This is a genomic window from Ochrobactrum sp. 19YEA23, assembly GCF_029909865.1.
Classification (GTDB): domain Bacteria; phylum Pseudomonadota; class Alphaproteobacteria; order Rhizobiales; family Rhizobiaceae; genus Brucella; species Brucella gambitense.
Map to the genome: position 1 here is coordinate 47,106 of NZ_JASAMQ010000006.1, position 26,460 is coordinate 73,565.

Sequence of the window (26,460 nt, forward strand, 5' to 3'; positions counted from 1 at the left end):
CCCAAAAAGGTTAGCAGAATGATTGCAGCGTCCCGCAAGCCGGGCGGCAGCGGACTGGCAGCACTTGTCTGCCTGGCCGTGCCGCTAGTCATATACGTGTTTCTCTATCTCGTGCCGATAGGCTCGGTTATTTCGCTCAGTCTCGACAATCGGGAACTATCGGGCAGCTTGGTGAATTTCAGGGGTGCTGACAGTCTGGACCGAAATGCACAGGCGGCCGCTCTTGTTGCGGATATGCGGGCCATGGATGGCGGTCAGCAGGCGGCGGTTGCTCGTGAGCTCAATCAGGAATTAAGCGGCTTTCGAACACTCTTCCTCAAGACGGCCCGCGCCGCCGATACGATTGAGCCTGATCTCGGTGGACTGACAGGCTTTGATCCGCGCTGGAACGAACAAAAATACTGGACGGTTATCGCACAGAATTCCGACCGGATCAGCTTCCGCCACTTCGAACGGGCCACGGGTTTCAAGGTGAACGAGGAAGGCAAGCTTACGACTGGCGGCGACGACATATATCTTCAGATCATGTGGCGCACGCTGGCCATCGCGATCCAGGTCACTCTCGTCACCTTGCTGATCAGCTATCCTCTTGCCTACGCCGCCTTGCATGCTCCGCGCAAAATGGCAGCTTTCATTCTGGTTGCCGTGCTGATGAGTTTCTGGACCTCCATCCTCGTGCGTACGACCGCATGGGTGATCCTGCTTCAGACTTCTGGTGTCTTGAATACATTTCTGCTCTGGACTGGCTTGATAAATGAACCGCTGCAATTGATCTTCAATCGCTTCGGCGTCATCGTTGCAATGACACATGTACTGCTGCCATTTGCCATTATTCCTATGATGAATGTGATGCGGACGATCCCGCAGTCGCAGGTTGATGCATCTCGCAGTCTCGGCGCAGGTCCGGTGGAATCTTTCCTGCGTGTCTATTTCCCGCAGAGCTTGCGCGGCGTTGGTGTTGCAGCAGGAACGGTGTTCATTCTGGCCCTTGGTTTCTACATCACACCCGCACTTACGGGCGGTCCGAAAGACCAGATGCTATCTTTCTATATTGCTGACTTCGTCAAGCGCGCGCTCAACTGGGGGATGGCCTCGGCTCTCTCAGTGCTGCTTCTGTCTATCGTTGTGATGCTGGTTTCTCTTTTCGGCGCGCTTCGCTGGCTTGCAAATCGCAGAGGAGGGGTTGCCTGATGTCCCGTATCATCTTCTGGGCTTCGACCCTGTTTGCGCTAGCATTTCTGATTGTTCCACTGGTGCTCATCATGCCATTGGCTTTCAATGAGAGTTCTTTCCTGACGTATCCGATGGAAGGCTTCTCGCTGAAATGGTTCCACGAGGTTTTTGCGCAAGAGCAATGGGTCCGCTCATTCTTCAACAGTTTGAAAGTTGCAATCGGTACGACAGTGGTTGCGCTTTTGGTGGGCGGTCTGGCCGCGACGGGCGTCATGCTCCTTAACCGCTGGCTGCAAACTATTCTAACCGCACTGTTTGTATCGCCGATGGTTGTTCCCAGTATCGTCATTGGTGTGGCTTTTGCCTATTCATTCGGTCGTATGGGACTATCCGGCAGCTATATGGGGCTAGTGCTCGCCCACTCCATTCTCGCCGCGCCTCTGGTCTTCCTTTCGGTGATGACATCTTTGCGTGGGCTCGACCCGGACCTTGATCGCGCCGCTGCTTCACTGGGAGCATCGCGTCGTCACCGCTTCTTGACCGTTACCCTGCCGCTTGCCGCGCCCGGCTTTATGGCTGGCGCACTCTTCGCCTTCACGACGTCGTTTGATGAAGTGGTGGCGGCGCTTTTCCTTGCCTCGCCGGAATCGACAACCCTGCCAGTCATGCTGTTTTCAGGATTACGGGATCGCTTGCAGCCAACGCTGGTCGTTGTGGCGCTGCTGCTATCGCTCATCAGCTTCGCATTGCTGTCCTTGATGCACTGGTTACAGCAACTCGGCAAACCGGCAAAACTCTGAAATTCCGATAAAGCGGAGCACTACCATGGCGTTTATCGATATTCGCGACATCAACAAATTCTACGGAACCATGCAGGCCCTGCACAATGTATCATTGAGCATCACCAAGGGCAGTTTCGTGACCTTGCTCGGGCCGTCCGGCTCAGGGAAAACCACATTACTGAAAATTCTGGCCGGGTTCGAAGATGTGTCGAGCGGCGATATCCGGCTGGAAGGTCGAGACATCACTGCCCTCAAGCCGGAAAAGCGAAATTTTGGCCTCGTTTTTCAAGGCTATGCGTTGTTTCCGCATATGAGTGTCTTTGACAATATTGCCTATCCGCTCAAAGTTCGCCGCAAGAACCGCGATCAGATTTCCAGTCAGGTTAACGCCATGCTTGAACTGGTCCAGCTAAATAAGTTTGCACGGCGGAAACCACACGAACTGTCAGGCGGGCAGCAGCAGCGTGTGGCGCTTGCGCGGGCATTGGTGTTCGAACCTGATCTCCTGTTGCTCGACGAACCCATGTCGGCGCTCGACAAAAAGCTGCGCATCGACTTGCAGGATCAATTGCGAGACATCCATCATCGGCTTGGGACCACCTTCATCAATGTGACCCATGATCAGGAAGAGGCCATGCATATGTCCGATGGCATTGCGGTCATGAACCATGGGCGGATCGAACAATATGACAGCGGTCATCACCTCTATCGCAAGCCGGGTTCGCGTTTCGTGGCCGACTTCATCGGAAAGTCGAACATATTTGAAGGCGCACTTACCCACACGGCATCGGGGCCGCAATTCGCCGCTGCTGAATTCAAGCTCGTGGGCGTAGATCTCAACGCAGGTGCTGACCGCATCGGAAAGGCGGAACTGGTGGTGCGTCCGGAAGATATTCGGCTCGGCGCATCATCCGGGAATGCAAACGCAGTTGGCGACATCATGCTTTCCGGCGTGGTGGCCACGTCAACCTATTCTGGTGATCGGGTGCTTTACACGGTCTCACTGCCGAACGGTCGCACAATTACAACTTATGGCAGCGCGCGCGACGGGGCGCTCTTGACAGATGCTCCCGTACAGATCGCTTTCGATGCAAAAGACTGCATTTTGCTCAATTAAATGGGGAATGAATTCGTGGATAAACTCAAATCGGCAGCAACCGGGAATCTAGGGTCCGGTGAGGCTAGCTATCCCAATCCCGCTCTTGTGCTTGAAGGTGCTCCGGAGTTTCGGTCCTGGCCTTTGCTCGACGGACAGATAGCCAGTGGGGTCTGGTCGGCAACGACGGGCCATCATCGTGTGGTGCGCGACACAAGCACACTTGAAACCTTCTATATTCTCGAAGGCCAGATCACGTTGTTCCAGGATGGTATTGAGCAACCCAAACATTTTGGCCCGGGCGATCTTGTTGTGCTTGAACCGGGATTTACTGGCAGCTGGAAGACCACCAGTACAGTCAAGAAAATCTATTTCACAACAACCAGTGACGGATCAGCTTTGGACAGCCGCGTTTGAGCGGCTTGTGCTGTCTGAATGAATGTCAGGTTATGACGGAGGGGATACTATGAAGACGACGCCTTTCTGGTGGGAAGCGGCCGACCCGCAACATGGCGAGCGAGTGTTCGACAAGACGTCGTGCAGCGTGTTGATCATCGGCTCTGGCTATACGGGCCTTTCGGCGGCCATTACTTTGGCGGAAGCCGGGCAGACCGACATCATGGTTGTGGATGCCATGCGCATAGGTGAAGGGGCCAGTTCGCGTAATGGTGGGCAGATTGGCAATGCGCCGAAGTTCACGCTTGCTCAGGCAACTGCGCGTTTTGGGGGAAAGCGCGCGCGGGAAATCATGGATGATTATGGTTCATCCATGAATTTCATGGTCAAGCGCGCGCAGTCTCTGCAGGACCCGATTGATCTGAACCTTGCCGGAAGTGTTGCTGCTGCCCATTCACGCAAGGATCTGGCCAAACTGCGCGCATTTCGTGATGGTCTTGCCCCACAGGACCGGGAGAAATACGAAATCCTTGATGAGACACAGATCCATAGCGTGCTCAAGACGGATATTTACCGCGGCGCGATGGTTCGTCACGATCAGGGAACCATCCATCCGGCGAAATATGTGCGCGCTTTGGCCAACCGTGCCCGGGCGTTGGGTGTGCGTATTTTCACCGGCTGGCGGTATAAGGGTGCCCGCAAAAGCGCCGAGGGGCATGTGGCGTTCTTGGAAAACGTCCAGAACAAGACCTCTGTCGAAATCCGTGCGGAAAAGATCTTGTTGGGTTTGAACGGCTATGTGGGGCCGGAAGTGAAGTGGCTTCGTCAGCGAACCATTCCAGTGCAAAGCTATATGATCGCTACGGAGGAAATGTCCTTCGACTTGTTGGAGCGGTTGATTCCCAACAACCGGGCGGTGGGCGATACCAAACATATTCTCTATTACTTCCGTCGCTCTCCAGACGGCAAGCGTATCCTTTTCGGAGGTCGAGCGCGGTTTCGCAATTCCACGGAAGAACAGGGTGCCGCCGGATTGCGCGCGTTCATGGAACATACTTTTCCCGAAACACGCGGCATAAAATTGAGCCATGGCTGGCTTGGCAATGTCTGCTTTGCCTATGACTTCTGCTCGCATGGCGGACGAATGGAAGACGGTATCTATTATCTGTCCTGCTGTAATGGCGGTGGTATTTCCAATCAGACCTATCTTGGTCACCGAATGGCTGAATATATGCTGGGCGTTCCAAATTCTGACCGCGGCACGATCGGGAGCCATTTCCCGCGTCTCTATTTCTACAACGGCAATCCCTGGTTCCTGCCCATGGTGGGAACGTGGTATCGCTTTCAGGACAGGGCAGCACGCTGGTTCGAGTGATGAGCGGCAATCTTCTTTGCCGGGCAAAATGAGAGCAAGTGGCGGGCAGGGTGTTTTCGAGGGCCTGATATCAACAGCCTATCGAAAACCTCCGCGAGGGGTAGGTAACATCATGTCGTCGGATGCGGTGATCACGCATCGGAGCAATACGAACGGATCCGGCATTCTTATGATGGTGCTGGCGATGACGCTTGTTCCGATGATTGATGTGCAAGCGAAGTATCTGGTGACCAGCCAGATACCAGCCATGCAGGTCGTCTTCCTGCGCATGCTGCTCGGCACATTGTTTCTGATGCCTCTTATGATTGTAAGCCGTCAGCCCGTTCTTCCACCACAGCAGGGCTGGCGCAATGCTTTCGCATTGGGCTTCTTCAGCATTCTGGCAGGCGTCTGCTTCTTCAGTTCCCTGAAGTTTCTGTCAATCGCGGATGCGGTGGCGATCAGCTTTGTTCAGCCATTGTTTGTGACCTTGTTTTCAGGCCTGTTTCTAAAGGAAAGGGTGCGCCTCGCCCGATGGGTCGCGCTTCTTATTGGTTTTGCCGCCACTTTGATCATCATTCGGCCCACGCACCACGCACTGGAAATGGGTAGCCTGCTTGCTCTGGCCTCAGGCGCGGCGATGGCCGGATATGTCATTGCGATAAAAAAGGGCTCAAGCGGCGTGCGACGTGTGCCGCCGATTGCTTTGACCTTCCAGACACATTTCTCGGCGCTCATCGTGGCAGCACCTTTGATGTTCATCTTCTGGCAGGGGCTTGACCTGTTTCAATGGACGATGGCGGTCGGCATGACGCTTGTCGGCCTTGCTGGCCAGTATCTGATCATTAGAGCCTATCATTATGGCGAGGCGTCATTGGTTGCGCCTTTTGCTTATATTGAAATAATTACCTCGACATTCTTCAGCTGGCTATTCTTTGCCCAAGTACCAGACAATATTACATTTTTAGGCGTCGTGATCTTGATCAGCAGTTCGCTATACGTTGCGTGGCGGCGCTAGTTCGGAATGGTCGTGCTTTAAAAATGGGCGTCTGCGCGTTTTTTGCAAAACTAATGCTTAATACTTATTCAAATTGGTCAAATTTTATTCTAGAGAGTGATCATTATGAGATTACATACCGACTCTGGAGATGAAATTTTGGTCAACGTCCATGAAAAGCTCGAGCCTATTCTCGAAGATGTCCTCCACCGCAACGCCGGTGAAATCGAATTTCATCAGGCTGTTCGAGAGGTGCTGGAAAGCGTTGGGCGCGTCATCGCGAAACGACCATATTATGCCGACAATGCCTTGATTGAACGTATCTGTGAGCCAGAACGTCAGATCATTTTCCGCGTACCGTGGGTCGATGATCAGGGGCGTGTACAGATTAATCGTGGCTTCCGTGTACAGTTCAATTCGGCGCTCGGACCCTACAAGGGCGGCATTCGCTTTCATCCGTCAGTCAATGTCGGGATCATCAAGTTCCTCGGTTTCGAGCAGACTTTTAAAAATGCACTGACCGGCATGCCGATCGGCGGCGGCAAGGGCGGTTCGGATTTTAATCCGCGCGGTCGTTCCGATGCTGAAATCATGCGTTTTTGCCAGTCCTTCATGACCGAGCTTCACCGCCATATCGGTGAATATGTCGACGTGCCTGCAGGCGATATCGGCGTCGGTGGACGCGAGATCGGCTATATGTTCGGCCAGTACAAGCGTCTGACCAATCGCTACGAAGCAGGTGTGCTGACGGGCAAGGCGCTGTTCTACGGCGGCTCGAGAGCGCGTAAAGAAGCAACCGGTTATGGTGCGACTTATTTCGTGCAGCGCATGCTTCAGGCGCGCAAGCAGGATTTCGATGGCAAGCGCGTCGTCGTTTCCGGTTCAGGCAATGTCGCTATTTACACGATGGAAAAGGTGATCGAGTTCGGCGGCAAGATCGTCGCCTGCTCGGATTCCAACGGCTACATCGTTGACGAGAATGGTATCGACCTCGATCTCGTCAAGGAAATCAAGGAAGTGCGCAGAGAGCGCATTTCGGAATATGCGCGCCAGAAGGGCCAGTCTGTCCATTACATCGAGGGTGGTTCGATCTGGGATGTGCCTTGCGACGTCGCCATGCCTTCGGCAACGCAGAACGAACTGACGGGCAAAGACGCCAAGACGCTGGTAAAGAATGGCGTTATCGCCGTTGGCGAGGGTGCAAACATGCCATCCACACCGGAAGCCGTGAAGATATTCCAGGACGCGAAGGTGCTTTTCGCTCCCGGCAAGGCTGCCAATGCTGGCGGTGTGGCGACCTCGGCTCTCGAAATGCAGCAGAACGCATCGCGTGACAGCTGGACTTTCGAACAGACTGAGGCGCGTCTCGCTGAAATCATGCGCAATATCCACGATCTTTGCGCTGAAACGGCCGAAGAATATGGCACGCCGGGCGATTATGTTCTTGGCGCCAATGTTGCCGGTTTCGTCCGGGTGGCAGAAGCCATGGATGCGCTTGGCATCATCTGATCAAAGAAAAAGGAAGGCGGGGCCATGCGGCCCCGCCTCCAGTTTTTTAGTGCTTCTTATATTCCTTGGCCGCTACTGCTGTTGAAATGCAGCTCGTTGTTCCCGTTCAAATTGTAAGTTTCTATTAGCCAGCTATCAATCCTGCTGGGCTGGACAATTGCGTTTGCAAGCGGTTTCGGCAAACCGTCGACGAATTCGTCAATCTGCTCAAGTTGCTCCTAAAAAATTTGTCAAATCCACGGCTTGAACGGTTGATACATCAGTGGAACTCTGCTCAATAGTTCTATGAAAGCGGTAACTTAGGGAGGGGATCGCTGAATGTCTGTAATGCCCGAAATGCGTGCTGATACCATAATTTATAACGGCACGATCTGGTGTGGATACGAAGAGGGCACGGTCGAAGCCCTGGCAATCTGGCAAGGCAAGGTGCTTGCCACTGGTACCAAAGATCAGGTCTGGGGCCTTAAGGGCGACAAGACACAGCTGATCGATCTGAAAGGTCGTTTCGCTACACCGGGACTGAACGATTCTCATCTTCACCTGATATCGGTCGGGCTTACGCTTAAATGGCTTGACGCGACGGCTCATGCAGCCCCTACGCTTGAAAGCCTGCTTGGTGCAATCCGCGAAAAGGCGGCGACGGTCCCTCCGGGCACCTGGATCAAGGCGCGTGGTTACGATCAGACCAAGCTTGATGTTGGTCGCCATCCCCATAAATCGGAACTCGATGCGGTCGCGCCAGACCATCCTGTCATGCTGGTGCGTGCCTGCGGTCACGTGTCGATCTTCAATTCGAAGGCCTTTGAGCTGGCCGGTATTGATGAAAAATCGCCCGTGCCGGACGGCGGTCTGATTGAGCAGCACAATGGCGTTCTGACCGGTATGGTTGCCGAGAATGCGCAAGGCGCGGTTCGCAAAGCGATCCCGACAGCGACCACCGAAGAAATGATCGAAGCCATTGAGGCTGCGGGCAATCTGCTGCTTTCCTATGGCATTACAAGCGTCATGGATGCGGCGGTCGGTCAGGTTGCAGGATTCGACGAAATTCGCGCCTACAATATTGCCAAGTTGCAGAAGCGGCTGCCGGTGCGCACGTGGCTTGTTCTGCTGGGCGATCCTGGCCCTTCAATCGTTGAAAAATGCTACGAAGCCGGACTGGTCTCAGGTGTTGGCGACGACATGCTGACGGTTGGCGCGGTCAAGATATTCCTTGATGGTTCTGCTGGCGGTCGCACCGCCTGGATGAGCAAGCCCTATCTCGGCGACGATAACAATATTGGTGTGCAGATATTGCCGGATGCCGAGCTGGAAGCACTGGTGCTGGATACCCATAAGAAGGGATATCAGCTGGCCTGCCACGCCATCGGCGATGCGGCCATTGGGCAGCTCATTACCGCTTATGAGAAGGCGCTTGCAGCCTATCCGGATCCGAACCGCCGTCATCGCATTGAGCATTGCGGATTCTCCACGCCGGAACAGCATGAGCGCATGAAGAAGGCGGGCATTTATCCTTGCCCGCAGCAAGTCTTCATCTATGATTTTGGTGATGCCTATATTTCCGTTCTGGGTGAGAAGAGGGCGCTTTCAAGCTACCCGCTCAAGACGTGGAAAGACCTTGGCTTCAAGCCTGCGACCGGAAGCGATGCGCCGGTCTGTCATCCGAATCCGTATCCCAACATCTATTCGATGCTGACGCGCGAAACGGGTAAGGGCACGGTCATGGATGCACGCGAACGCGTGACCATTGAAGAGGCTCTTCAGGTCTACACTGAATATGGTGCTTTTTCGCAGAAGCTTGAAAACGTCAAAGGCAAGCTGGTCGCGGGACAGGCGGCTGATATTGCGGTTTTCTCGCGCAATATGCTCACGGCGAAGCCGGAGGAAATTCTCAACGATACGCATTGCATGCTCACCATTCGCGAAGGCGAAGTGGTGTTCGAACGTTCGTAGGGAGAACAGGCAGCGAAGCCATAGCTTCGCTGCCTGATTACGTTCATTCATCGGATCTACAAAAATCAAAAGGGGAAGATCATGAGGAAATTTGCATTGCTTGCAGCAATCTCCGTCGCGTTGATGGCAGGAACTGCGGCTTTTGCCGATGACGCGCCGCGCTCCGGCGGTGTCATCAATTTTGTCGCGCCTTATGGCGACAGTTTCTCGACGCTGGATATTCAGTCCTCGCCTGCAACACAGGATGAATTTTACGCCAAGGCTATCCATCGTTCGCTTTATGATTGGGATGCAAATCAGAACAAACCCGTATTGGGCCTGGCAACGGATGTGAGCGTTTCGGACGACAAGCTCGTCTATACCTACAAGCTGCGTCAGGATGCATTCTTCCATGACGGCAAGCCGCTGACGGCAGACGATATCATCTGGAGCTATACCCGGATGATGGACCCGAAGAAGGCCATGCCTCCAGCGCGTTACATTGCTGAAATCAAGGGCGCGGACGAATATGCGCAGGGCAAGGCCAAGGAAATCTCCGGCCTGAAGAAGATCGACGATCATACGCTGGAAATCACACTCAAGCAGCCAATCGATCCCGGTTATCAGTTTATGTACAACAACACGGCGATTTATCCGGCCGGGCAGGGCGATAGTGAGGAATTTCAGCGTCACCCGATTGGGCTTGGACCTTACAAGTTTGCCGAATATGTCCCCGGCTCCCGTCTGACGGTTGAGAAGTGGGATAAGTATTACGACAAGGGCAAGCCTTACGCTGACAAGATCAATATTATGATCATGGGCGATGCCGCTGCACGTGATGTTGCCTTCCGCAACAAGGAAATCGACGTAGCGGTGCTTGGACCAGCACAATACAGCACCTATCGCGCAGATCCGGAACTTGCGAAAAACATGCTTGAAGTTGCCGAGGCCTACACGCGCGCGGTTGGCTTCAATCCCGATTTCAAGCCGTTTCAGGACAAGCGTGTTCGCCAGGCGATCAATTACGCCATCGATAGCGATCTGATCATCAAGCGTCTCGTCAAGGACAAGGCTTACCGTGCGGTTGGCTGGCTCCCGAACTCGTCGCCTGCATTTGACAAGGATGCGAAGCCCTATCCTTATGACCCTGAAAAAGCCAAGGCCCTGCTCGCAGAGGCCGGTTATCCGGATGGTTTTGAGTTCGAGCTGACTGCAACGCAGAATGAAAGCTGGGGCTTGACCATTGTTCAGGCGATCATTCCGATGCTGGCAAAAGTCGGCATCAAGGTGAAGGCAAAGCCTGTCGAGGCGTCAGTTCTTGCTGATGTCGTCCCGGCTGGTAATTTCCAGGCCTATATGTGGTCACTGGAAAGCGGCCCGGATGCACTGACCGCGATGCAGTGCTTCTATTCGACCACGCCGCAATCGGCCTGTAACTATCAGAAGTTCTCCAATCCGGAATTCGACAAGATTGTCGATGCTGCAAAGGCTGCCAAGACCGACGAAGAGAAGAATGAACTTCTGAAGAAGGCCAATAATCTGTTGCAGGAAGAGGCGCCAGTCTGGTTCTTCAACTACAACAAAGCCGTGCTGGCGCATCAGCCGTGGTTGCATGGTTTGCAACCGAATGCGGCCGAAATTGCTGTTCAGTCCTATGAAAAGCTGTGGGTCGACGACACGGTTCCGTCCGGTCGTTAATCCTGGTTTACATGGATCGGTCCGCTCGTTCGCGAGCGGACCACATATCCCCTTTGCTCCAGCGCTTCGTCGCTGATCCGAAAGGAGGACTGCGTGCTCTATTTCATTGTCCGTCGCGTCTTGCAGATGATCCCGACTGTTCTTGCGGTGTCGTTGCTGGTCTTCGTCATCTTCAGCGTTGTTCCGGGCAGCATCGCTACAGGTCTTGTTGCCAGCGGCAAAGGCATGAGCGACCCGAAACTGGTCGAAAAAATCACGCAGGAATTCGGCCTCGACAAACCCGTTCACGTGCGTTTCGGCAACTATCTCGTTCAGCTGGCCAAATTCGATCTCGGTACGTCCTATCGTTCAAGACAGCCGGTCGTTACGCTCATTCAAGAGCGCATGTGGCCGACGTTGAAGCTCGCTTTTGCGGCAATGGGATTTGCGATTTTGATCGGCGTGCCGCTGGGGTTTCTGGCGGCGCTCAAGCCCGGGAGCATTCTTGACAGCACGACGATGATCGGTGCAGTTTCCGGCCTTTCAATGCCGCAATTCTGGCTTGGCCTATTGGCTATGTATCTTTTTGCGCTGACACTCGGCTGGCTGCCAAGTTTCGGTTATGGTGACGGCGGTATACGCAACATCATTCTACCCGCGCTGACTTTGGGTGTAGCACCCTTGGCTTTGCTGGCGCGAACAACGCGCGCCGCAGTGCTGGAAGTGATGGGCGCTGACTTCATCCGCACGGCACGCTCGAAGGGCATGAACAGCTTCAGGCTCGTAAAATGGCACGTCATGCGCAACGCGCTTGTGCTGATCATAACGACAATCGGCCTGCAATTCGGATCGATGATGGGGCAGGCTGTCGTCGTGGAAAAGCTCTTCTCGTGGCCGGGCCTTGGCTCTTTGCTGATCGACAGCGTATCACTGCGTGATATTCCCGTTGTGCAAGGCGCAATTCTCGTGATCGTTTTATGGTTCCTCGTCATCAACACGATCGTTGACATTCTTTACGCGGTCATCGACCCGCGCATCAGCCACGAGTAAGCCAATGAAGCTGCGTTTTAATCTCGTATTCGGCGGGCTCGTATGCATCATCATTCTGATAGCGGCAGTCTTTGCGCCATTGCTGGCTCATTATCATCCGGTTCTTGATGCCGATCTTATGAATGCCGAATTGCCGCCCGACGCCCAGTTCTGGTTCGGGACTGATGCACAGGGCCGCGACGTTTACTCGCGTATCCTCTATGGAGCGCAGATATCGTTGACGGTTGGCATTGTCTCGCAATGCATCAACACGGTGATCGGTCTCGGCTTCGGTATATCGGCGGGCTATTTCGGCGGTTGGTGGGACGATTTCGTCAATGGGTTGACCAATCTGATGCTGGCAATCCCGTCGCTGATTTTTGCATTGGCCATCATGGCGGTGCTCGGCCCCGGCCTTCCCAGCCTGTTGCTGGCGCTTGGTCTGACGAACTGGTCCTGGACATGCCGCATCGCCCGCAGCTCAACGCTCTCACTCAAGAAGCAGGGTTATGTGCAGGCTGCGAAAATGCTGGGCTATAGCGATATTCGCATCATGATCACGCAGATCGTGCTCAATATGATCGGCCCGATCCTTGTCATTGGTACGCTTGGCATGGGTGACGCCATTCTCGCCGAGGCCGCGCTTTCCTATCTCGGGCTTGGTATCAGCCCGCCTGATCCAAGCTGGGGTAATATGCTGACCGACGCGCGCGAACTCATCGTCAACGCGCCTTGGGCCGCCATTTTCCCCGGCGTGGCGATCTTCCTCACCGTGCTTGGTCTCAATCTCTTTGGCGATGGCCTGCGCGACTGGCTCGACCCGCATATGAGGACACGCAAGGTATGAGCGAAAAAGCACTTCTGGAGGTGGAAAACCTTCGCATCGATATCGTGTCCGGCTCTACCAGGCACAATGTGGTTGAAGATGTATCCTTCACCATTGGCGCGGGAGAGACCTTCGGTCTCGTGGGTGAATCCGGTTGCGGCAAGAGCATAACGGCATTGTCGATGATCGGCTTGCTGCGCAAACCCCTGTCGGTCACCGGTGGCGCTATTCGCTTCAACGGACAGGATTTGAACAGTCTTTCGTCGCGCGAAATGCGCAAACTGCGCGGCAGTCGCATCGCGATGATTTTTCAGGAGCCAATGACCGCGCTCAATCCTCTGTCGCCTGTTGGCCGGCAGATAGCGGAAATGTTTGTGCTGCATCAAGGCGCGACCTGGCATGAAGCCGAGCGCAAGGCGGTTGAAGCGCTTGCAAATGTGCAGGTTCCGGCGCCCGATCAACGGGTGAAGAACTATCCGCACCAGATGTCGGGCGGCATGCGCCAGCGCGTCATGATTGCGATTGCTCTGGCTTGCGATCCCGATCTTCTGATTGCAGACGAACCAACCACAGCGCTCGATGTTACCGTGCAGGCCGAAATCCTGCGTCTGATGCAGGAACTTTGTGCTGAACGTGGCACGTCCGTGTTGATGATCAGTCATGATCTCGGTGTCATTGCCAAGATGTGCCGCCGCGTCGGCGTCATGTATGCAGGACATCTGGTTGAAGAGCGCATAACGGCTGGTCTGTTCCAGCATCCGTCGCACCCTTATGCCCATGGTCTTCTGGCATCGCTGCCCAAGCTTGGTTCGCGTCAAAAGGAAGGACAGCGGCAGCTGCAGGAAATTGAAGGCGTAGTGCCCTCCATTTCCGCTTTTCCAAAAGGGTGCCGGTTTGAACCGCGCTGCACGCGCGCAACTGAAATATGTCGCGCGGAAAAGCCGGGATGGACGCCGCTTCAAGATGCGGGTGTGGTGAGGTGTTTCCATCATGAATGACATGCATTCAACCCGAACAACGCAACCGCTCGTCACCATTGACGATATCTGCGTCTATTTTCCCGTCTCTGGTGGAGTCTTCAGCCGTTCCAGACAGTTGCTGCGTGCAGTCAACAATCTCAGCCTGACGCTCAACAAGGGCGAGTGCCTGTCAATTGTGGGTGAATCCGGCTGCGGTAAATCCACCCTCGCGCTTTCGATTGTGGGATTGCAGAAACCGACAAGCGGCGAGATTTACTTTGAAGGACGCCCGATCACCGGCAGACACGAACCATCGCGGCTTGAACGCGCACAAATGGCGCAGATGGTGTTTCAGGATCCGTTTGCCTCGCTCAATCCGCGCCAGACGGTTTATACCTCACTTGCCGCCCCGTTGCGGCTTCATGGAGTGGTATCGCGCAGCGAGGTGGATGGGCGGATCGAGGAGATCTTGCGCCTCGTCGGTTTGAAGCCTGAGCATGCGAAACGTTTTCCGCATGAATTCTCCGGAGGCCAGCGTCAACGCATCGGGATTGCGCGGGCGCTCTTGCTCAATCCGAAGGTAATTGTTCTCGATGAACCTGTCTCTGCGCTCGACGTCTCCATTCGTGCACAGATCATCAATCTATTGCTGGAGTTAAAGGAGAGGCTGGGCCTGTCCTATATCATGATCAGCCATGATCTGAGCGTCGTGGAACATATGAGCGACCGTGTGGCTGTCATGTATTTCGGGCAGATTGTCGAAAGCGGCCCTTGGGATCGAATTTTCTCAAATCCGACCCATCCTTACACAAGGCAGTTGATCTCGGCCATTCCAGATCCCATGATGGAGCTTTCCGGGAGACGTCTTCTCGACGACAAAGCCGCCCCGGAAGCGCCGGAGGGCTACGCTTTCTATCCGCAGAATTTCGGCAAGCATGATGTTCATCAGGTACCACCGCCCACGCAACTCATCGATATTGGTAGTGGACAGCATATTCGCGTGATTGAGAAGGGATAAGCAAAGGACTGCGCTCTGATTCATAATGCAGCGCTAATGACTGTCGTAAAATTGCCGGAATGGCCGGGCTAAGAATTCAAATTCTTCATGGCTGAAGGTTAGAAAATTGCGCGTCTTACTTGTTGAAGATGATATTATATTAGGGCGTTCTCTCTCTCAGGTCCTTGAGAAGCATGCTTATGGCGTTGATTGGGTGCAGGACGGCGAGGCCGCGGTCGAGGCGTTGGCAACGCTCGAATATAGCATCGTCGTGCTTGATGTTAATCTGCCGAAACTGAGTGGCATAGACGTTCTGCGCAGAGCCAGACAATCAGGTAACAGCATACCTATTCTCCTGTTGACGGCGCGCGATCTGCCGCAACAACGGGTCGAGGGGCTGGACAGTGGTGCCGACGACTATCTGACTAAACCATTCGATCTGGAAGAACTGCTCGCCCGTTTGCGCGCTGTGTTGCGGCGGCGAGACGGACGTGCAGATAGCATTTTAAAAAGCGGCCCGATTGAAGTTGATCCGGCGGCAATGGTTGTGCGCGGAAGCGACGGCCCAATTGCCGTTACTGCGAAAGAGTTTCAACTGCTGAAGCTTTTGATGGAACGCGCAGGCAAATATGTGACCAAGCGCGATATCGAATATGCGCTCTACAGCACGGAAAGCGCCATTGAAAGCAACACCACTGAGGTGATTATCTACAATCTGCGCAAAAAGCTGGGAGCGGATTTCATCACCTCGATGCGCGGTGTCGGATATATGGTTGAACGATGAAACAGCCCACTTTGACGTGGAGTCTGTTCATCCGCGTCGCTCCGACAATTCTCATCGCACTGGTTATTATCGGCGTGTTCGCTTTCCAGAGTGCGCTGCGCGAAATCAATCATATCTATGATGCGCAACTGATCAACGATGCCAATGTGCTATGGAACCTGCTGCAAAAGCCGCTGCAAAAGCACAATTTCAATGAGGCTCGCCAGTTCAAGGATCTGGACTTCGCCATGGGGGACCAGCTGGCGCTGAATGAAGACGTCGACGATTACGCCGATGCGCATATGTTTCGCGTCTGGAAAAACGGAGGGATAGCTGTCTATTCCACGACCGCCTTTCGTCCGGAACAGCCCTTGTCGGGAAGCGGTCTGTCTGATGTCGTCTATGACGGGGAACTCTGGCGGATTTACACGCTCCAGATACCAGGCGACCAGTTTGTTGTGGAGGTCGGCGAGAAAACCGAACTGCGCAATACTCTGGTCTCCAACATTCTGCTCAATCTGGTCATCCCGCTTCTGATCCTCATTCCCTTGATCGGATTGCTGATGTGGTTCGGCATCCGGCGGGGCTTGCGGACGATTCACGGGCTGATCAACCAGATACGCAGCCGTTCATCGGATGATCTCTCATTTATCCCGACAGATGGATTGCCCCGCGATCTCACGCCTCTTGGGCGCTCCGTCAACCAGTTGATGAGCAAGCTTGATCGCTCGCTCACGGCCGAACGGCGGTTCGCTGATCACGCTGCACATCAGTTGCGCACGCCTCATGCTGGTTTGAAGCTGTTGCTCCAGATGTTGCAACAATCGGATAATGAAGATGAGCGGAAGGCCATCGTCGCCAGTCTCGTGCAAAGCAACGAGAAGGCTCTGCGTTTGATTGAACAGCTCTTGCAGGCGGGACGCGTCAGCTACCAGCAGGTCCAATATAGCCAGTTCAATCTCTATGATATGGCGGCGTCCGTTCTGGCTGAACTGGGCCCGGTCATTCGGCAGAAGCGTCTGGATATCACCTTGGATGGCGTTGAAGATGCCTGGGTCGATACCGACGAGCCTTTGCTACGCCTGCTTGTTGAGAACCTGATCGAAAACGCTACCAAATATACCCCGGAGGGGGGCGACATTCACGTTTCGCTCCATGATGAAAACGAAACGGAATGGCTGTTGACGATCTGCGATACCGGTCCGGGTATACCCTCGGAACAACGCGAAGCCGTGTTCCAGCGGTTTTATCGTGTTGGCTCGCCGCGGGAAGAAGGGACTGGATTGGGTCTTGCCATCGTTGCGGATATTGCGACCCGTCTTTCGGTAAAAGTGTCATTGGACGTGCCTGATAACGGCCGGGGTTTGCGCGTCGACCTTGTTATTGGTAAGGCGGTTGCGGCCCCGTCTCGGCGCTGACTCTATTTGCAAAAAATGCAGATTCTTTCAAAAAACTGTCCAGATTTCAGTTTCGCCTCAGTTTCCCATCATCATCGCCTCAGTTAGGGTTGCTAAAAGCTCAGCCAATTACCAAGGGCTGATGAAATGCATATTTACTGTGACTTTGATGGAACGATCTCGACGCATGATGCAACAGATTATGTTCTGTCTCGTCTTGCCGATCCATCATGGGAAGAAATCGAGGCGCAATGGGCCGCGGGCGAGATCGACTCCGGCGCCTGCATGCGTCAGCAGATCGCCTTGATAAATGCGCGTCCTGATGAACTTGACAGGGTGCTTGATGAAATCGAGATCGATCCCGGCTTCATTGCATTCGTCGCCTTCTGCCAGTCGGAAAACCTAGCCGTTACGATTGTCAGCGATGGTGTGGACTATTTTATCCGTCGCATTCTTTCGCGATTTGATCTCGGCTCGTTGCCGGTGGTCGCCAACCGTTTTCTTGTAACCGAACATGCCGGGCGCGATCGCTACGCACTCCTTTCTCCTTACGCCGACAGTGGATGTCGGGCTGCATCAGGCGTCTGCAAATGCAGGGTTCTCGATGTTGCCGTCCCTCGCGTCTACGTTGGCGATGGTCGGTCGGACTTCTGCGTGTCCGACCGACCAGAACTCATCTTCGCCAAGAAATCTCTGGCGGATCATTGCCGAAGCCGGAATATCCCATTCATAGCCTATGACGGCTTCCACGATATCACACGAAGTCTGCGTGCCTTGTTACCCGCGTTGCGGGAAGAGGCGCTTCCACAGAGCTTCGCTGCTGCTTGAGTAATCACCTGTCTCGCTGAGTTCCAAGAGCTGTAAGTCCCAACCTTTGTAACGGCTAATCCGCCCAAAAGTGGCCAGCCGACGCTCGAAATGCGCCTGTTGCAAAGACAACTATCATAACTCTCAGAAAGCACATCCATGAACAAGACTGTGACTTCCAATTCGTCCCAACCCTATTCGGTCGTTGCTGAAACCGAAAGCGATCTGCGTCTTCTTGAAGAGCTTTATTGCTCGCATGGTGACACTGTCCATTACTCGGAAAATCCGGCCTTTTTCACCGGTTGCGAAGGATCGTTCCTGTTCAACGAGCAGGAGACGCCGTTTCTCGATCTGCAGATGTGGTATTCGGCCGTCAATTTCGGCTATCGCAATCCGCGTTTGAATGCGGCTGCGCATCGCCAGCTTGATACGCTGCCACAGGTTGCCTCGCAGTATCTCCATCGCGAGAAGGTGGAACTTGCAGCTTTGATTGCGCAGGACGCGCAACGCAAGTTCGGAACAAAAGGTCGGGTACATTTCAACGTTGGCGGATCGCAGGCGGTTGAAGATTCACTCAAGCTGGTGCGCAACTTCAGTGGTGGCAAGAGTCTGATGTTTGCCTTTGAAGGCGGCTATCACGGACGTACGCTGGGCGCATCTTCGATTACATCGAGCTATCGTTATCGCCGTCGTTACGGGCATTTCTCAGATCGCGCGCAGTTCATTGAATTTCCTTATCATTTCCGTGGCCCAAAGGGCATGAGCAAGGAAGAATACGGCCACTATTGCGTGCAGAAATTCGCTCGCTTGTTTGAAAGTGAATATAACGGCGTATGGGATCCGAAAGCCGGCAAGTCCGAATTCGCGGCCTTCTATGTGGAGCCGATTCAGGGCACGGGTGGTTATGTTATTCCGCCGATGAATTTCTTCAAAGAACTGAAGAAGGTTCTAGATGAACACGGCATTTTGCTGGTCGTCGACGAAATTCAGATGGGAGTTTATCGCACCGGAAAGCTCTGGTCGATTGAGCATTTTGGCGTCAACCCGGATGTGTTGGTGTTCGGCAAGGCAATCACCAATGGTCTCAACCCGCTTTCGGGTATCTGGGCGCGTGAAGACATGATCCATCCGGGCGTTTTCCCTCCCGGCTCGACCCATTCCACATTTGCAAGCAACCCCATGGGTACCGCTGTTGCCCTTGAGACCCTGCGGATGCTGGAAGAAGAGGAAGACTACGGCGCCTCTATCATGGAGAAGGGCGCTTACTTCCTCGATGGTCTGAAGCAGCTGCAGGCAAAGCACAAGACAATCGGCGAAGTTGACGGTCTTGGCCTCGCGCTCCGGTTAGAGGTTTGTCAGGAAGACAGCTATACGCCGGACAAGGCGACGCTTGACTGGATGTGCGATGAGGGCATGAAGGGCGATCTTGCTGTCAATGGCAAGAACTATGGTCTCGTGCTCGACGTTGGCGGCTACCACAAGAATGTCATCACGCTGGCTCCCAACCTGATGATTTCCCGCGAGGAGATCGATCTTGCGCTGACGCTGCTTGACCAACTCTTCGTGCGCGCAGCAAAGCGATAACAAAAATGCAGCTCCATCTACTTCATCTCGATGACGCGCTGGAGCTGCAATCCGACTTCATGAAGACGTGCCGCGATGCCGGCGCATCCGAAACCATGGTGAAGGCTGAAGGCGACTTGCTTCGTCTTTGGGCTCGTCCGGATGAACTGACCAAGCTAAAAGAGCGGCTGTCCGTGGTCTATACCAGGGCTGGTGGAACGGCTCCCTTGTGCTTCATGGGATCGGGTGATTTTCACCACGTCACTTCTCTGTTGCTGGAGTTGGCGCTGGAGCAGTCATCCCAACCAGTTACCCTTATCCATTTCGATAATCATCCTGACTGGGTTCATTTTAAGAATGGTGTGCATTGCGGGTCCTGGGTCAATCGCGCTACCTCAAATCCTCTGGTAAAGAAGATCATCACCATTGGTGTTTGCAGCAGCGACCTGAATTTTCCGGAATGGAAGGGCGCTAATCTGTCCCTTCTGCGCGACGAGCGGCTTGAACTTTATCCTTATAACCATGCGCCAAGTCGTGTCTGGCGCAACTATGGTTCCGGAGCAAGCCATTCCCACCGACGGGGCTATATCGACTGGCGGACAATTGCCGAATGTGGAGAGGCGAATTTCATATCACGCTTGACCTCCCGCATTGGCACAGAGGCTGCTTACATCACCATCGACAAGGATGTTCTGGCCCGCGACGAAGTCATCACCAACTGGGATCAGGGTCAGATGCGGTTGCCATTTCTATTGGAGGCATTACGCGCGATCAGCGGACGTCACCGCATTATCGGGGCTGATGTGATCGGTGATTATTCGCGACCCATTTATCGTGGACCGTTCACCCGCCGGATCGCGAAAAATATCGAGATCATGCTTGATCAGCCTGCTGGACCTGATGCCATTGAGCGCGCAATTGCGGTCAACAGCGCGCTCAATCATCAGCTTTTGCATGCATTGAGCGGGATGATGGCGCAATGACCGGAACGCTTTCCTTGTCGATGCTGGCTTTGGTTATTTTCTGCATCCTTACGGAAGTGGGACGCGAAGTCTGTTTTAAGTTTGCGGCGGACCGTGCGCCGGATATGTGGCGAACGCTTTTGCTGCCGGTCACATGGCTGGGTGTGATCTTCTGGGCGGTGGAACTGTTCTGCTGGATGTTGGTGTTGGAACAGGTTCCGCTATCGATCGCCTTTCCTTTGATGGCGTTGAGCTATGCAGCAATGGTTGTCGCTGGGGCATTATTCTTCTCTGAGAAGATCAATCAACGTCACGCCTTTGGTGTTTCTCTGATCACAATCGGCGTCGTTTGCGTCGGCCTGACAGGGCTTTGAGAAAGCAAAATTCATGAATCTCTCCGATCCATTTTCATTCTTCATGCCGGGAACGAACGGACAGGCCGTGTTACTGGTTCACGGTATGACTGGCGCTCCTGCAGAGATGCGTCTGGTCGGACGACTTCTCAATCGACGTGGTTTTACGGTCTATGCCCCTCTTCTTGCTGGACATGGAGAAAGCGAAGCGTCATTTCGCAAGAGCCATTGGCGCGATTGGCTTGATAGTGTCGATGAGGCGGCGGAGAAGCTGAAAGCTTATTCCGAAACGACCTATGCGGCTGGCATTTGTGTTGGCGGAAAGCTTGCGCTTTTGTCAGCGCATAGAAATCCGGGTTCCATAAAGGCCGTCGCACTTTATTCGCCGTGCTTTCATTACGATGGCTGGGGGGTACCCTTCTTCTATCCGTTCTTGTCACGGCAGATCGGCTGGTTGGCCCACGTTCCTTTTCTCAATCGTCTCAATTTTTCCGAAACGCCAGCGATGGGTATCAAAGATGACCGGTTGCGCCGCCTCATGACAGGCATGTCGGCAGAGGGTGTGCTTGAACATTTCCCCGGAACCGGGATCATTGAAATGTACCGTCTGGGGCGGACATTTCGACAGCAGCTTCCCGCTATTCGCACCCCGACACTTATCCTCCATGCGCGCGAAGACGATCTGAGCAATCCGCGACAGGCGGAATATATCGCCCGACATCTGGGCGCGCCCAATAGCCTGCACTGGATTGAGGATAGCTATCACATGATCCATGTCGATCGGCAGCATCGTTCGGTCGCGGATTTCACCGCCAGCTATTTCGAGGGGCAGAATGCTTGCGAGCTTGTTTGACGGATTGCCAGCATGCACCCCGGTTTTGATCGGCAAGACGGCGCTCGCCGAAACGCGGGTCGTCGCCTCCATTGCGCATATCGGCCGCGAGGCCTGGAACGACTGCTTTCCCAATGAAATCGAGAACTACGATTATCTGCTCGCGGTTGAGCAGGCAGGGATCGAGGGTTTTCACTGGCGCTATGTCACGATTGTACAAAACGAGCGCGTTGTTGCTGCAATGCCCGCTTTTCTGACGGAGTATCAACTTGATACGACATTGGAGGAGGGGCGTGTGCGCCGGATGGTGCGTGGCGTCCGGCGCTATTGGTCGAGTTTTCTCACTCTGCGCCTTGCCTGTCTTGGCTCGCCCTGCACTGAAAATGGCGTGCCGGGATTTCATTCGTCTGTAACGCCTGAGATGCAGCCGGTTTTGCTCAAGCAACTGCTTGATGGCTTCAGCCGAATGGCCGATGCGGAAGGTTGCGCCCTTCGGGGCATCAAAGATGTGCCGGAGACGCTTCCCGCTGTCTTGCAAACTGTGTTTGCAAGTGGCGGCTATGCCGTCATACCCGGACTGGCAACCGCTTGGCTGGACATCGATTTTGCATCGATAGACGACTATATGGCGCGTTTGTCACCGGGAACACGTAAGGATATGCGCCGCAAATTGCGCAGTCGCGATGCCGTAACTGTCGAGTATCACGCGGACATTGCTGATTTTTTGCCGCGCTTCGTGGAACTTTATAACGACACGCGCGACCGCAGCGAGTGGCAGTTTGAAGCGCTCACCAGCGCCTATTTCACTGGCATATTGAGGCAGATGCGGGGTCGCGCATTTTGCACCGTCTATAAAGTGGAAGATCAAATTCTCGCGGCAAACGTCTTCGTCTGTGACGAAAAGGTACTGGTGGACAAGTTCTTTTGCATGGATGCGGAGGCCGGGCGTAAGTACAATCTCTATTATCTGAGCTGGTTCAACAATCTCGAATATTGTCTCAAGAACGGTATGCACCGCTATCAAAGCGGACAGGCCTATTATGAGAACAAGGTAAGGCTTGGCAGCCGCCTGACGCGCAACACGATGTTCTTCAGGCACCGCAATCCGATAATACAGGCCCTGTTGAAACTCGTTTCACCCATGTTTGCCATCGATGAAACACCGGAGGCGAAGTCGTGAAAAGTCACGTTTCTCTTTGGATTGCTATTCCAGTCTTCAACACATTGGCGCAGATCTTCGTGAAGTTCGCAGCCGAACATCTGGATCAGATCACCGCGACAGGCTTTGGCTGGGTAATCGCAGCGGCGACTTCGCAATGGATGCTGGCTGCCGTAGCGGTGGAGATTGCGTGCTTTTTCTTCTGGATGAAAGTGCTTGCCGATTTTGATCTCAGCAAGGCTTTTCCGATATCCGCTATCAGCTATGTGGCAGTATTGGCCGCAAGCTGGCTTTGGTTTCAGGAACCGACCAATCTCTTGCAGATCGCCGGGAGCATTTTCATCCTGTCGGGTGTCTGGCTGGTATCCACGACCGAACAGGTTGAAGAGGAACTATCAGAACCTGAACTCGAATGATCGGCTCAAGATGATGCCGATAGAATTCTGATTGGGCGATCCACCTTGCGTGACAATCGGACTGTCGGCGGCGTCACCAACCAGTCGTTCAAACTTGTCATAGGCTTGAATGCTCATTGTATCGGTTAGCTGGTAAGTAACGCTCGCCACGACACCAACCGATTTTACGCCGCCGCGTGCATCATAGGCTGGCAAAACAGCCCCATTCGCCACTTCACCGGCGCTGACGCCGAAACTGTTTTGCATATAGGTTGCGTTGGCGAAGGACAGACGAGGACCGACAGAGAAAATCAGATCCTTGCCCGCACGCTGAAACCAGTCGGCACCGAGATCCGCGACAAAGCCATCGTCACGCCGAAAGCCTTGTCGGGCTTCGACACGAAAGCGCAGCTTGTCCTGAATAACCCAATATTGTGCAAAGGCACCTGCATCGACGCTCCAGCGGATTTCGTGCAGTCCTTGTAAGCTTGGATCATCGGAGGGTTTGCGATTGCCACGAATGCTCGCGACAGGACCGATCTCAACGCCACCCAGTTCAAACAGCGAATAATCGATATTGTCGTCGGGAGCGCTGAGGTCCGCTGCTTCACCAAGGCGACGAATATCGAAGGAGGGTACAAAGCTGAAAGATTTGTCGTGGGCGCCTTCGTAGGACGGGCCATATTCAGTTCCGGCACCGAGCGTGATGATCCAGCCGCGCTGTTCCTGCGGAGCGGAAGTGGTCGATTGATCGGCAGCCATAACATTGGAGGCTACAAACAGGCAGGCAAAGGCTGCCCCTCTGTATACGCAACGACTGATCTGCATCATCGGCCTGAAACTCCTTACGCCAAGCCGTCACAAATCTGCATCGGACTTATACTTTCTGTAATCTAGCATAAATGGATGCGCAATCCATGCAGAGTTTGCAGTCAGATTGCCTTTCCACATCTCTGACGAACAGTCTTTCCAATGTTAGTAGCTTACCCGCTTCGTCTGTCACGCCGAAGCGGGTAAGCGCCTGTCGCATTACTTCGGCGGAGCCACCGCGACATAGACGACGCTATGTCCGTTATATTTCGGCTCGAACCAGTTTCCGTTGCAATCCTTGTAGTTTATGCCGTTGACGACAACATTGGTGCAGTCTGGTGGAACATTGGCGATAACCGTACCAATGGCCACAGCTGCGGCGGTGCCAATGATGGCTGCTGCTGCCGGATCCCAGCCGCCATTCCAATAGCCCGGCCAATATGGCCCCGGCGGCGGCGGAGGAGGGGGCGGCAAAGGATGAGGTCCCGGTCCGGGTGGAACTGGCCCGGGACCCGGATGTGGAGCAGGGCCCGGCCCGGGGTGGGGCGTCGGCGCTGGATGCGGAGCCGGGTGTGGTTTCGGGTTGGGACCGGGATGAGGACCCGGTGCAGGATGATGCGCTGGATGCAGGCCCGGCGCCGTTCTGGCATGCGGAACATTGCCGCCGCGAGGACGCGGCATCGATGGATTAAAGCGTGGTTCGAAATGCGCCGGGCCGTTAAAGCCGCCCATTCGGGGACCATGAAAGCCACCGCCGCCACCGAAGCCATGCATTCCGCCGCCGCCTAAATTCATACGTGGCATGCGCCCGCCAAAGGCTCCGCGAGCCTCGGCAATCTGGGGAGCAATCATGGCTGTGGCGAGCAAAAGTCCTACCGTGATACGAAAGAGTTTCATTGCGGATTCCCCTCTTCCAGGAAGCGGAGCTTTTGTGCGTTGGGCGCTGGCGTGAATTCGAATGCGCTCGCCTGAATGTCAGGTGTTTCGTTCCAGTTAAGAACGGCTGTCATGCGCGGGCGCGTTTGATCGTCACGATCCACAAGTGAGACCTTGAGGGGCAAGGGCGGACCGTCCGATGCGATCCAGACTTCAAAATCCTGATCCCCGGTGCGGTAAGCCCAATGATCTGTCGGCTTGCCATTCACCATCGCATTACCAGCGTGGAAACCTTCGACAATTTCTTTAATGGGTGCGTCTGGAGTGCCCCAGGCGAATAAATCGGCCAATGGGAATGTCAGATGATATTTCTGGGCGGCTTCTTCCAGCGTTTCCTTGATTGTCGCAGGGGCTGGCGCCTGAGCGTAAGTATTGCTGTTTGGCGAGACATAGGTAAAGGTCGTTCCGTTATAAATGAACTCGCCCTGTACAACATCGGTTTTCAGATCGATGCGGAGTTTGTTGGGCCTCTCGACCTCATAGGAAATTTCGCCGCCGATCTCCAGTTTCTGGTCGGTATCCAGAACGGCGTCCACACTGGTTTGAGATTCAAGGGAAAATTTCTGCAAAGACTGCAGATGTTTACCCATATTTTCTAACGCTTGAATTGAAGCGGGTTCGATCCTGTCAGAAGCCGCCTTGCCGTCTTGCGCAGCAGAAATCGTAATCATACCGAGCAGGAATAGTCCGCTCGCTGTACATCGGAGAATGCGCCTGTGGATCGGCATTGGAGTCCTCCTTGAGTGTTTATGGTCCACGAATGATGACGTGTGGGATGAGCGGACTATTCGAAGGCATAGACCTTCTTCCAATCGTTCTTCATGTCGACGACGACCCAATTTCTTTCCGGAGCTTCGGCCAGAGCCTTGTCCAGTTTGCCGAATGAAGATTGGCGATCATAGGCATATTCCCGTTCCGCATCGGTGTGATGGATGATGATGCCAAGGCTGGTGGGAGAGGCGGTGCCCCAGCGCAGCATTTCATAGTCACCATCCGAGTTGCCAGCGATGAAAATCGGTCTTTTGCCGATGACCCGGTTAATGCCCACCGGTTTGCCGGGACCATCGTCGATGAAGTCGATCTCCGGCAGACGTTTCAGGACGGGCTGGTCATTTTCAAGGGCATATTGCGTTTTGATGCTACTGCCAATGACCTGTTCCGAAGGGATGCCATAAGCATTCTCGGTCATGGGACGCATGAACTCTACACCGCCGCCCGAAACAATGAATGTCTTGAAGTCATGAGCTCGCAGATAATCGAGCAGTTCACGCATGGGCAGGAATGTCATTTCCGCAAATGGCTTGCCCGTTTTTGGGTGCTTCGCCGTTGCATACCAATCCGTGGCGATCTTGTTGAATTCGTCCGTTGTCATGCCGGCATGGGTCACCATGCCAAGCTCCACAACACCCTTTTCACCGCTTTTCGCGATGCCGGCCAAATCCCCCGCCAGGATTGACTTGAACGGCTCTGTTGTCTTCCATTCCGGATGATCGGGAGCCAATGCCTTGACGCGGTCCAGAATGAAGGCCAGTTGAAAATAATAGGGTTGCTCTGTCCAGAGCGTGCCGTCATTATCGAACACTGCGATCCGGTCGGCAGGCGCGACGTAATCCTTGCTGCCTTCCTTCGTTACCTTCTCGACAAAATCGACGATCTGCTGTCTGGACTTGCCGTCATTCCAGGAGGCAAGGTCTGTAGCCCATGCAGATGTTGAAATCTGGAAAGTAACGATCAGCACAATCCGTGCAAGCAAGTGCAT

General features: G+C 54.2%; 26 protein-coding genes. 22 read left to right on the forward strand and 4 right to left on the reverse strand.

Features of this window, described 5'->3' with window-relative positions; all coding sequences use genetic code 11:
• Nucleotides 1-18: 18 nt before the first annotated feature.
• From QBD01_RS15830 to QBD01_RS15935, 22 genes are all read left to right on the forward strand, one after another.
• Nucleotides 19-1,191 carry an ABC transporter permease gene (locus QBD01_RS15830; protein WP_280993607.1) on the forward strand — a complete coding sequence of 391 codons (1,173 nt, stop codon included), beginning with the start codon at nt 19-21 and terminating at the stop codon, nt 1,189-1,191.
• Nucleotides 1,191-1,973 carry an ABC transporter permease gene (locus tag QBD01_RS15835; RefSeq protein WP_280993608.1) on the forward strand — a complete coding sequence of 261 codons (783 nt, stop codon included), beginning with the start codon at nt 1,191-1,193 and terminating at the stop codon, nt 1,971-1,973. The genes QBD01_RS15830 and QBD01_RS15835 overlap by 1 nt, the downstream gene beginning before the upstream one ends.
• Nucleotides 1,974-1,998: 25 nt before the next feature.
• Nucleotides 1,999-3,072 carry an ABC transporter ATP-binding protein gene (locus QBD01_RS15840; protein ID WP_280993609.1) on the forward strand — a complete coding sequence of 358 codons (1,074 nt, stop codon included), beginning with the start codon at nt 1,999-2,001 and terminating at the stop codon, nt 3,070-3,072.
• 15 nt (nt 3,073-3,087) lie between these two features.
• The gene (locus QBD01_RS15845; protein ID WP_280993610.1) at nt 3,088-3,468 is read left to right on the forward strand and encodes a cupin domain-containing protein; all 381 of its coding nucleotides are present in this window, start codon (nt 3,088-3,090) and stop codon (nt 3,466-3,468) included.
• Between the two features lie 49 nt (nt 3,469-3,517).
• Nucleotides 3,518-4,822 (forward strand): FAD-binding oxidoreductase, encoded by a 1,305-nt coding sequence (locus QBD01_RS15850; RefSeq protein WP_280993611.1) that lies wholly within the window; start codon nt 3,518-3,520, stop codon nt 4,820-4,822.
• Between the two features lie 16 nt (nt 4,823-4,838).
• Nucleotides 4,839-5,819, forward strand: a complete 981-nt coding sequence (locus QBD01_RS15855) for a DMT family transporter (RefSeq protein ID WP_280993612.1) — start codon at nt 4,839-4,841, stop codon at nt 5,817-5,819.
• A 105-nt stretch (nt 5,820-5,924) separates the two neighbouring features.
• Nucleotides 5,925-7,307 carry an NADP-specific glutamate dehydrogenase gene (gene gdhA, locus QBD01_RS15860; RefSeq protein ID WP_139364437.1) on the forward strand — a complete coding sequence of 461 codons (1,383 nt, stop codon included), beginning with the start codon at nt 5,925-5,927 and terminating at the stop codon, nt 7,305-7,307.
• A gap of 327 nt (nt 7,308-7,634) precedes the next feature.
• Entirely contained in the window at nt 7,635-9,257 is a 1,623-nt protein-coding gene (locus QBD01_RS15865; RefSeq protein ID WP_392391430.1) for an amidohydrolase, read from the forward strand.
• A gap of 81 nt (nt 9,258-9,338) precedes the next feature.
• Nucleotides 9,339-10,934 carry an ABC transporter substrate-binding protein gene (locus QBD01_RS15870; protein WP_280993614.1) on the forward strand — a complete coding sequence of 532 codons (1,596 nt, stop codon included), beginning with the start codon at nt 9,339-9,341 and terminating at the stop codon, nt 10,932-10,934.
• Nucleotides 10,935-11,027: 93 nt separating this feature from the next.
• A complete protein-coding gene (locus tag QBD01_RS15875; protein ID WP_078340670.1) occupies nt 11,028-11,963 on the forward strand; it encodes an ABC transporter permease in 936 nt (311 codons plus the stop codon).
• Between the two features lie 4 nt (nt 11,964-11,967).
• On the forward strand, nt 11,968-12,789 hold the full coding sequence (locus QBD01_RS15880) for an ABC transporter permease (protein ID WP_280993615.1): 822 nt from the start codon (nt 11,968-11,970) through the stop codon (nt 12,787-12,789).
• Nucleotides 12,786-13,766, forward strand: coding sequence for an ABC transporter ATP-binding protein (locus tag QBD01_RS15885; protein WP_280993616.1), 981 nt, complete (start codon nt 12,786-12,788; stop codon nt 13,764-13,766). Before QBD01_RS15880 ends, QBD01_RS15885 begins: the two co-directional genes overlap by 4 nt.
• A complete protein-coding gene (locus QBD01_RS15890; RefSeq protein WP_280993617.1) occupies nt 13,759-14,745 on the forward strand; it encodes an ATP-binding cassette domain-containing protein in 987 nt (328 codons plus the stop codon). Before QBD01_RS15885 ends, QBD01_RS15890 begins: the two co-directional genes overlap by 8 nt.
• A gap of 106 nt (nt 14,746-14,851) precedes the next feature.
• Entirely contained in the window at nt 14,852-15,508 is a 657-nt protein-coding gene (locus QBD01_RS15895; RefSeq protein ID WP_280993618.1) for a response regulator transcription factor, read from the forward strand.
• On the forward strand, nt 15,505-16,905 hold the full coding sequence (locus tag QBD01_RS15900) for an ATP-binding protein (RefSeq protein WP_280993619.1): 1,401 nt from the start codon (nt 15,505-15,507) through the stop codon (nt 16,903-16,905). Before QBD01_RS15895 ends, QBD01_RS15900 begins: the two co-directional genes overlap by 4 nt.
• 126 nt (nt 16,906-17,031) lie before the next feature.
• Nucleotides 17,032-17,712 carry an MtnX-like HAD-IB family phosphatase gene (locus QBD01_RS15905; protein ID WP_182522007.1) on the forward strand — a complete coding sequence of 227 codons (681 nt, stop codon included), beginning with the start codon at nt 17,032-17,034 and terminating at the stop codon, nt 17,710-17,712.
• A 138-nt stretch (nt 17,713-17,850) separates the two neighbouring features.
• Entirely contained in the window at nt 17,851-19,275 is a 1,425-nt protein-coding gene (locus tag QBD01_RS15910; protein ID WP_280993620.1) for an aminotransferase class III-fold pyridoxal phosphate-dependent enzyme, read from the forward strand.
• A gap of 5 nt (nt 19,276-19,280) precedes the next feature.
• The gene (locus QBD01_RS15915; RefSeq protein ID WP_280993621.1) at nt 19,281-20,237 is read left to right on the forward strand and encodes an arginase family protein; all 957 of its coding nucleotides are present in this window, start codon (nt 19,281-19,283) and stop codon (nt 20,235-20,237) included.
• Nucleotides 20,234-20,590, forward strand: coding sequence for an EamA family transporter (locus QBD01_RS15920; RefSeq protein ID WP_280993622.1), 357 nt, complete (start codon nt 20,234-20,236; stop codon nt 20,588-20,590). Before QBD01_RS15915 ends, QBD01_RS15920 begins: the two co-directional genes overlap by 4 nt.
• Before the next feature lie 13 nt (nt 20,591-20,603).
• Nucleotides 20,604-21,422: an alpha/beta fold hydrolase gene (locus QBD01_RS15925; protein ID WP_280993623.1), complete on the forward strand. Its 819-nt coding sequence runs from the start codon at nt 20,604-20,606 to the stop codon at nt 21,420-21,422.
• Nucleotides 21,403-22,581 carry a GNAT family N-acetyltransferase gene (locus tag QBD01_RS15930; RefSeq protein WP_280993624.1) on the forward strand — a complete coding sequence of 393 codons (1,179 nt, stop codon included), beginning with the start codon at nt 21,403-21,405 and terminating at the stop codon, nt 22,579-22,581. Before QBD01_RS15925 ends, QBD01_RS15930 begins: the two co-directional genes overlap by 20 nt.
• The gene (locus QBD01_RS15935; protein WP_280993625.1) at nt 22,578-22,976 is read left to right on the forward strand and encodes an EamA family transporter; all 399 of its coding nucleotides are present in this window, start codon (nt 22,578-22,580) and stop codon (nt 22,974-22,976) included. The genes QBD01_RS15930 and QBD01_RS15935 overlap by 4 nt, the downstream gene beginning before the upstream one ends.
• Here the strand turns inward: QBD01_RS15935 and QBD01_RS15940 are convergent.
• The 4 genes from QBD01_RS15940 to QBD01_RS15955 form a co-directional block, all read right to left on the reverse strand.
• Complete coding sequence (locus tag QBD01_RS15940; protein ID WP_280993626.1) at nt 22,956-23,786, reverse strand: MipA/OmpV family protein; 831 nt, start codon at nt 23,784-23,786, stop codon at nt 22,956-22,958. The genes QBD01_RS15935 and QBD01_RS15940 overlap by 21 nt on opposite strands.
• Nucleotides 23,787-23,984: 198 nt before the next feature.
• Nucleotides 23,985-24,662 (reverse strand): hypothetical protein, encoded by a 678-nt coding sequence (locus tag QBD01_RS15945; protein WP_280993627.1) that lies wholly within the window; start codon nt 24,660-24,662, stop codon nt 23,985-23,987.
• A complete protein-coding gene (locus tag QBD01_RS15950) occupies nt 24,659-25,459 on the reverse strand; it encodes a DUF2092 domain-containing protein (RefSeq protein ID WP_280993628.1) in 801 nt (266 codons plus the stop codon). Before QBD01_RS15950 ends, QBD01_RS15945 begins: the two co-directional genes overlap by 4 nt.
• A 26-nt stretch (nt 25,460-25,485) precedes the next feature.
• Nucleotides 25,486-26,460, reverse strand: a complete 975-nt coding sequence (locus QBD01_RS15955) for an HAD family hydrolase (RefSeq protein ID WP_280993629.1) — start codon at nt 26,458-26,460, stop codon at nt 25,486-25,488.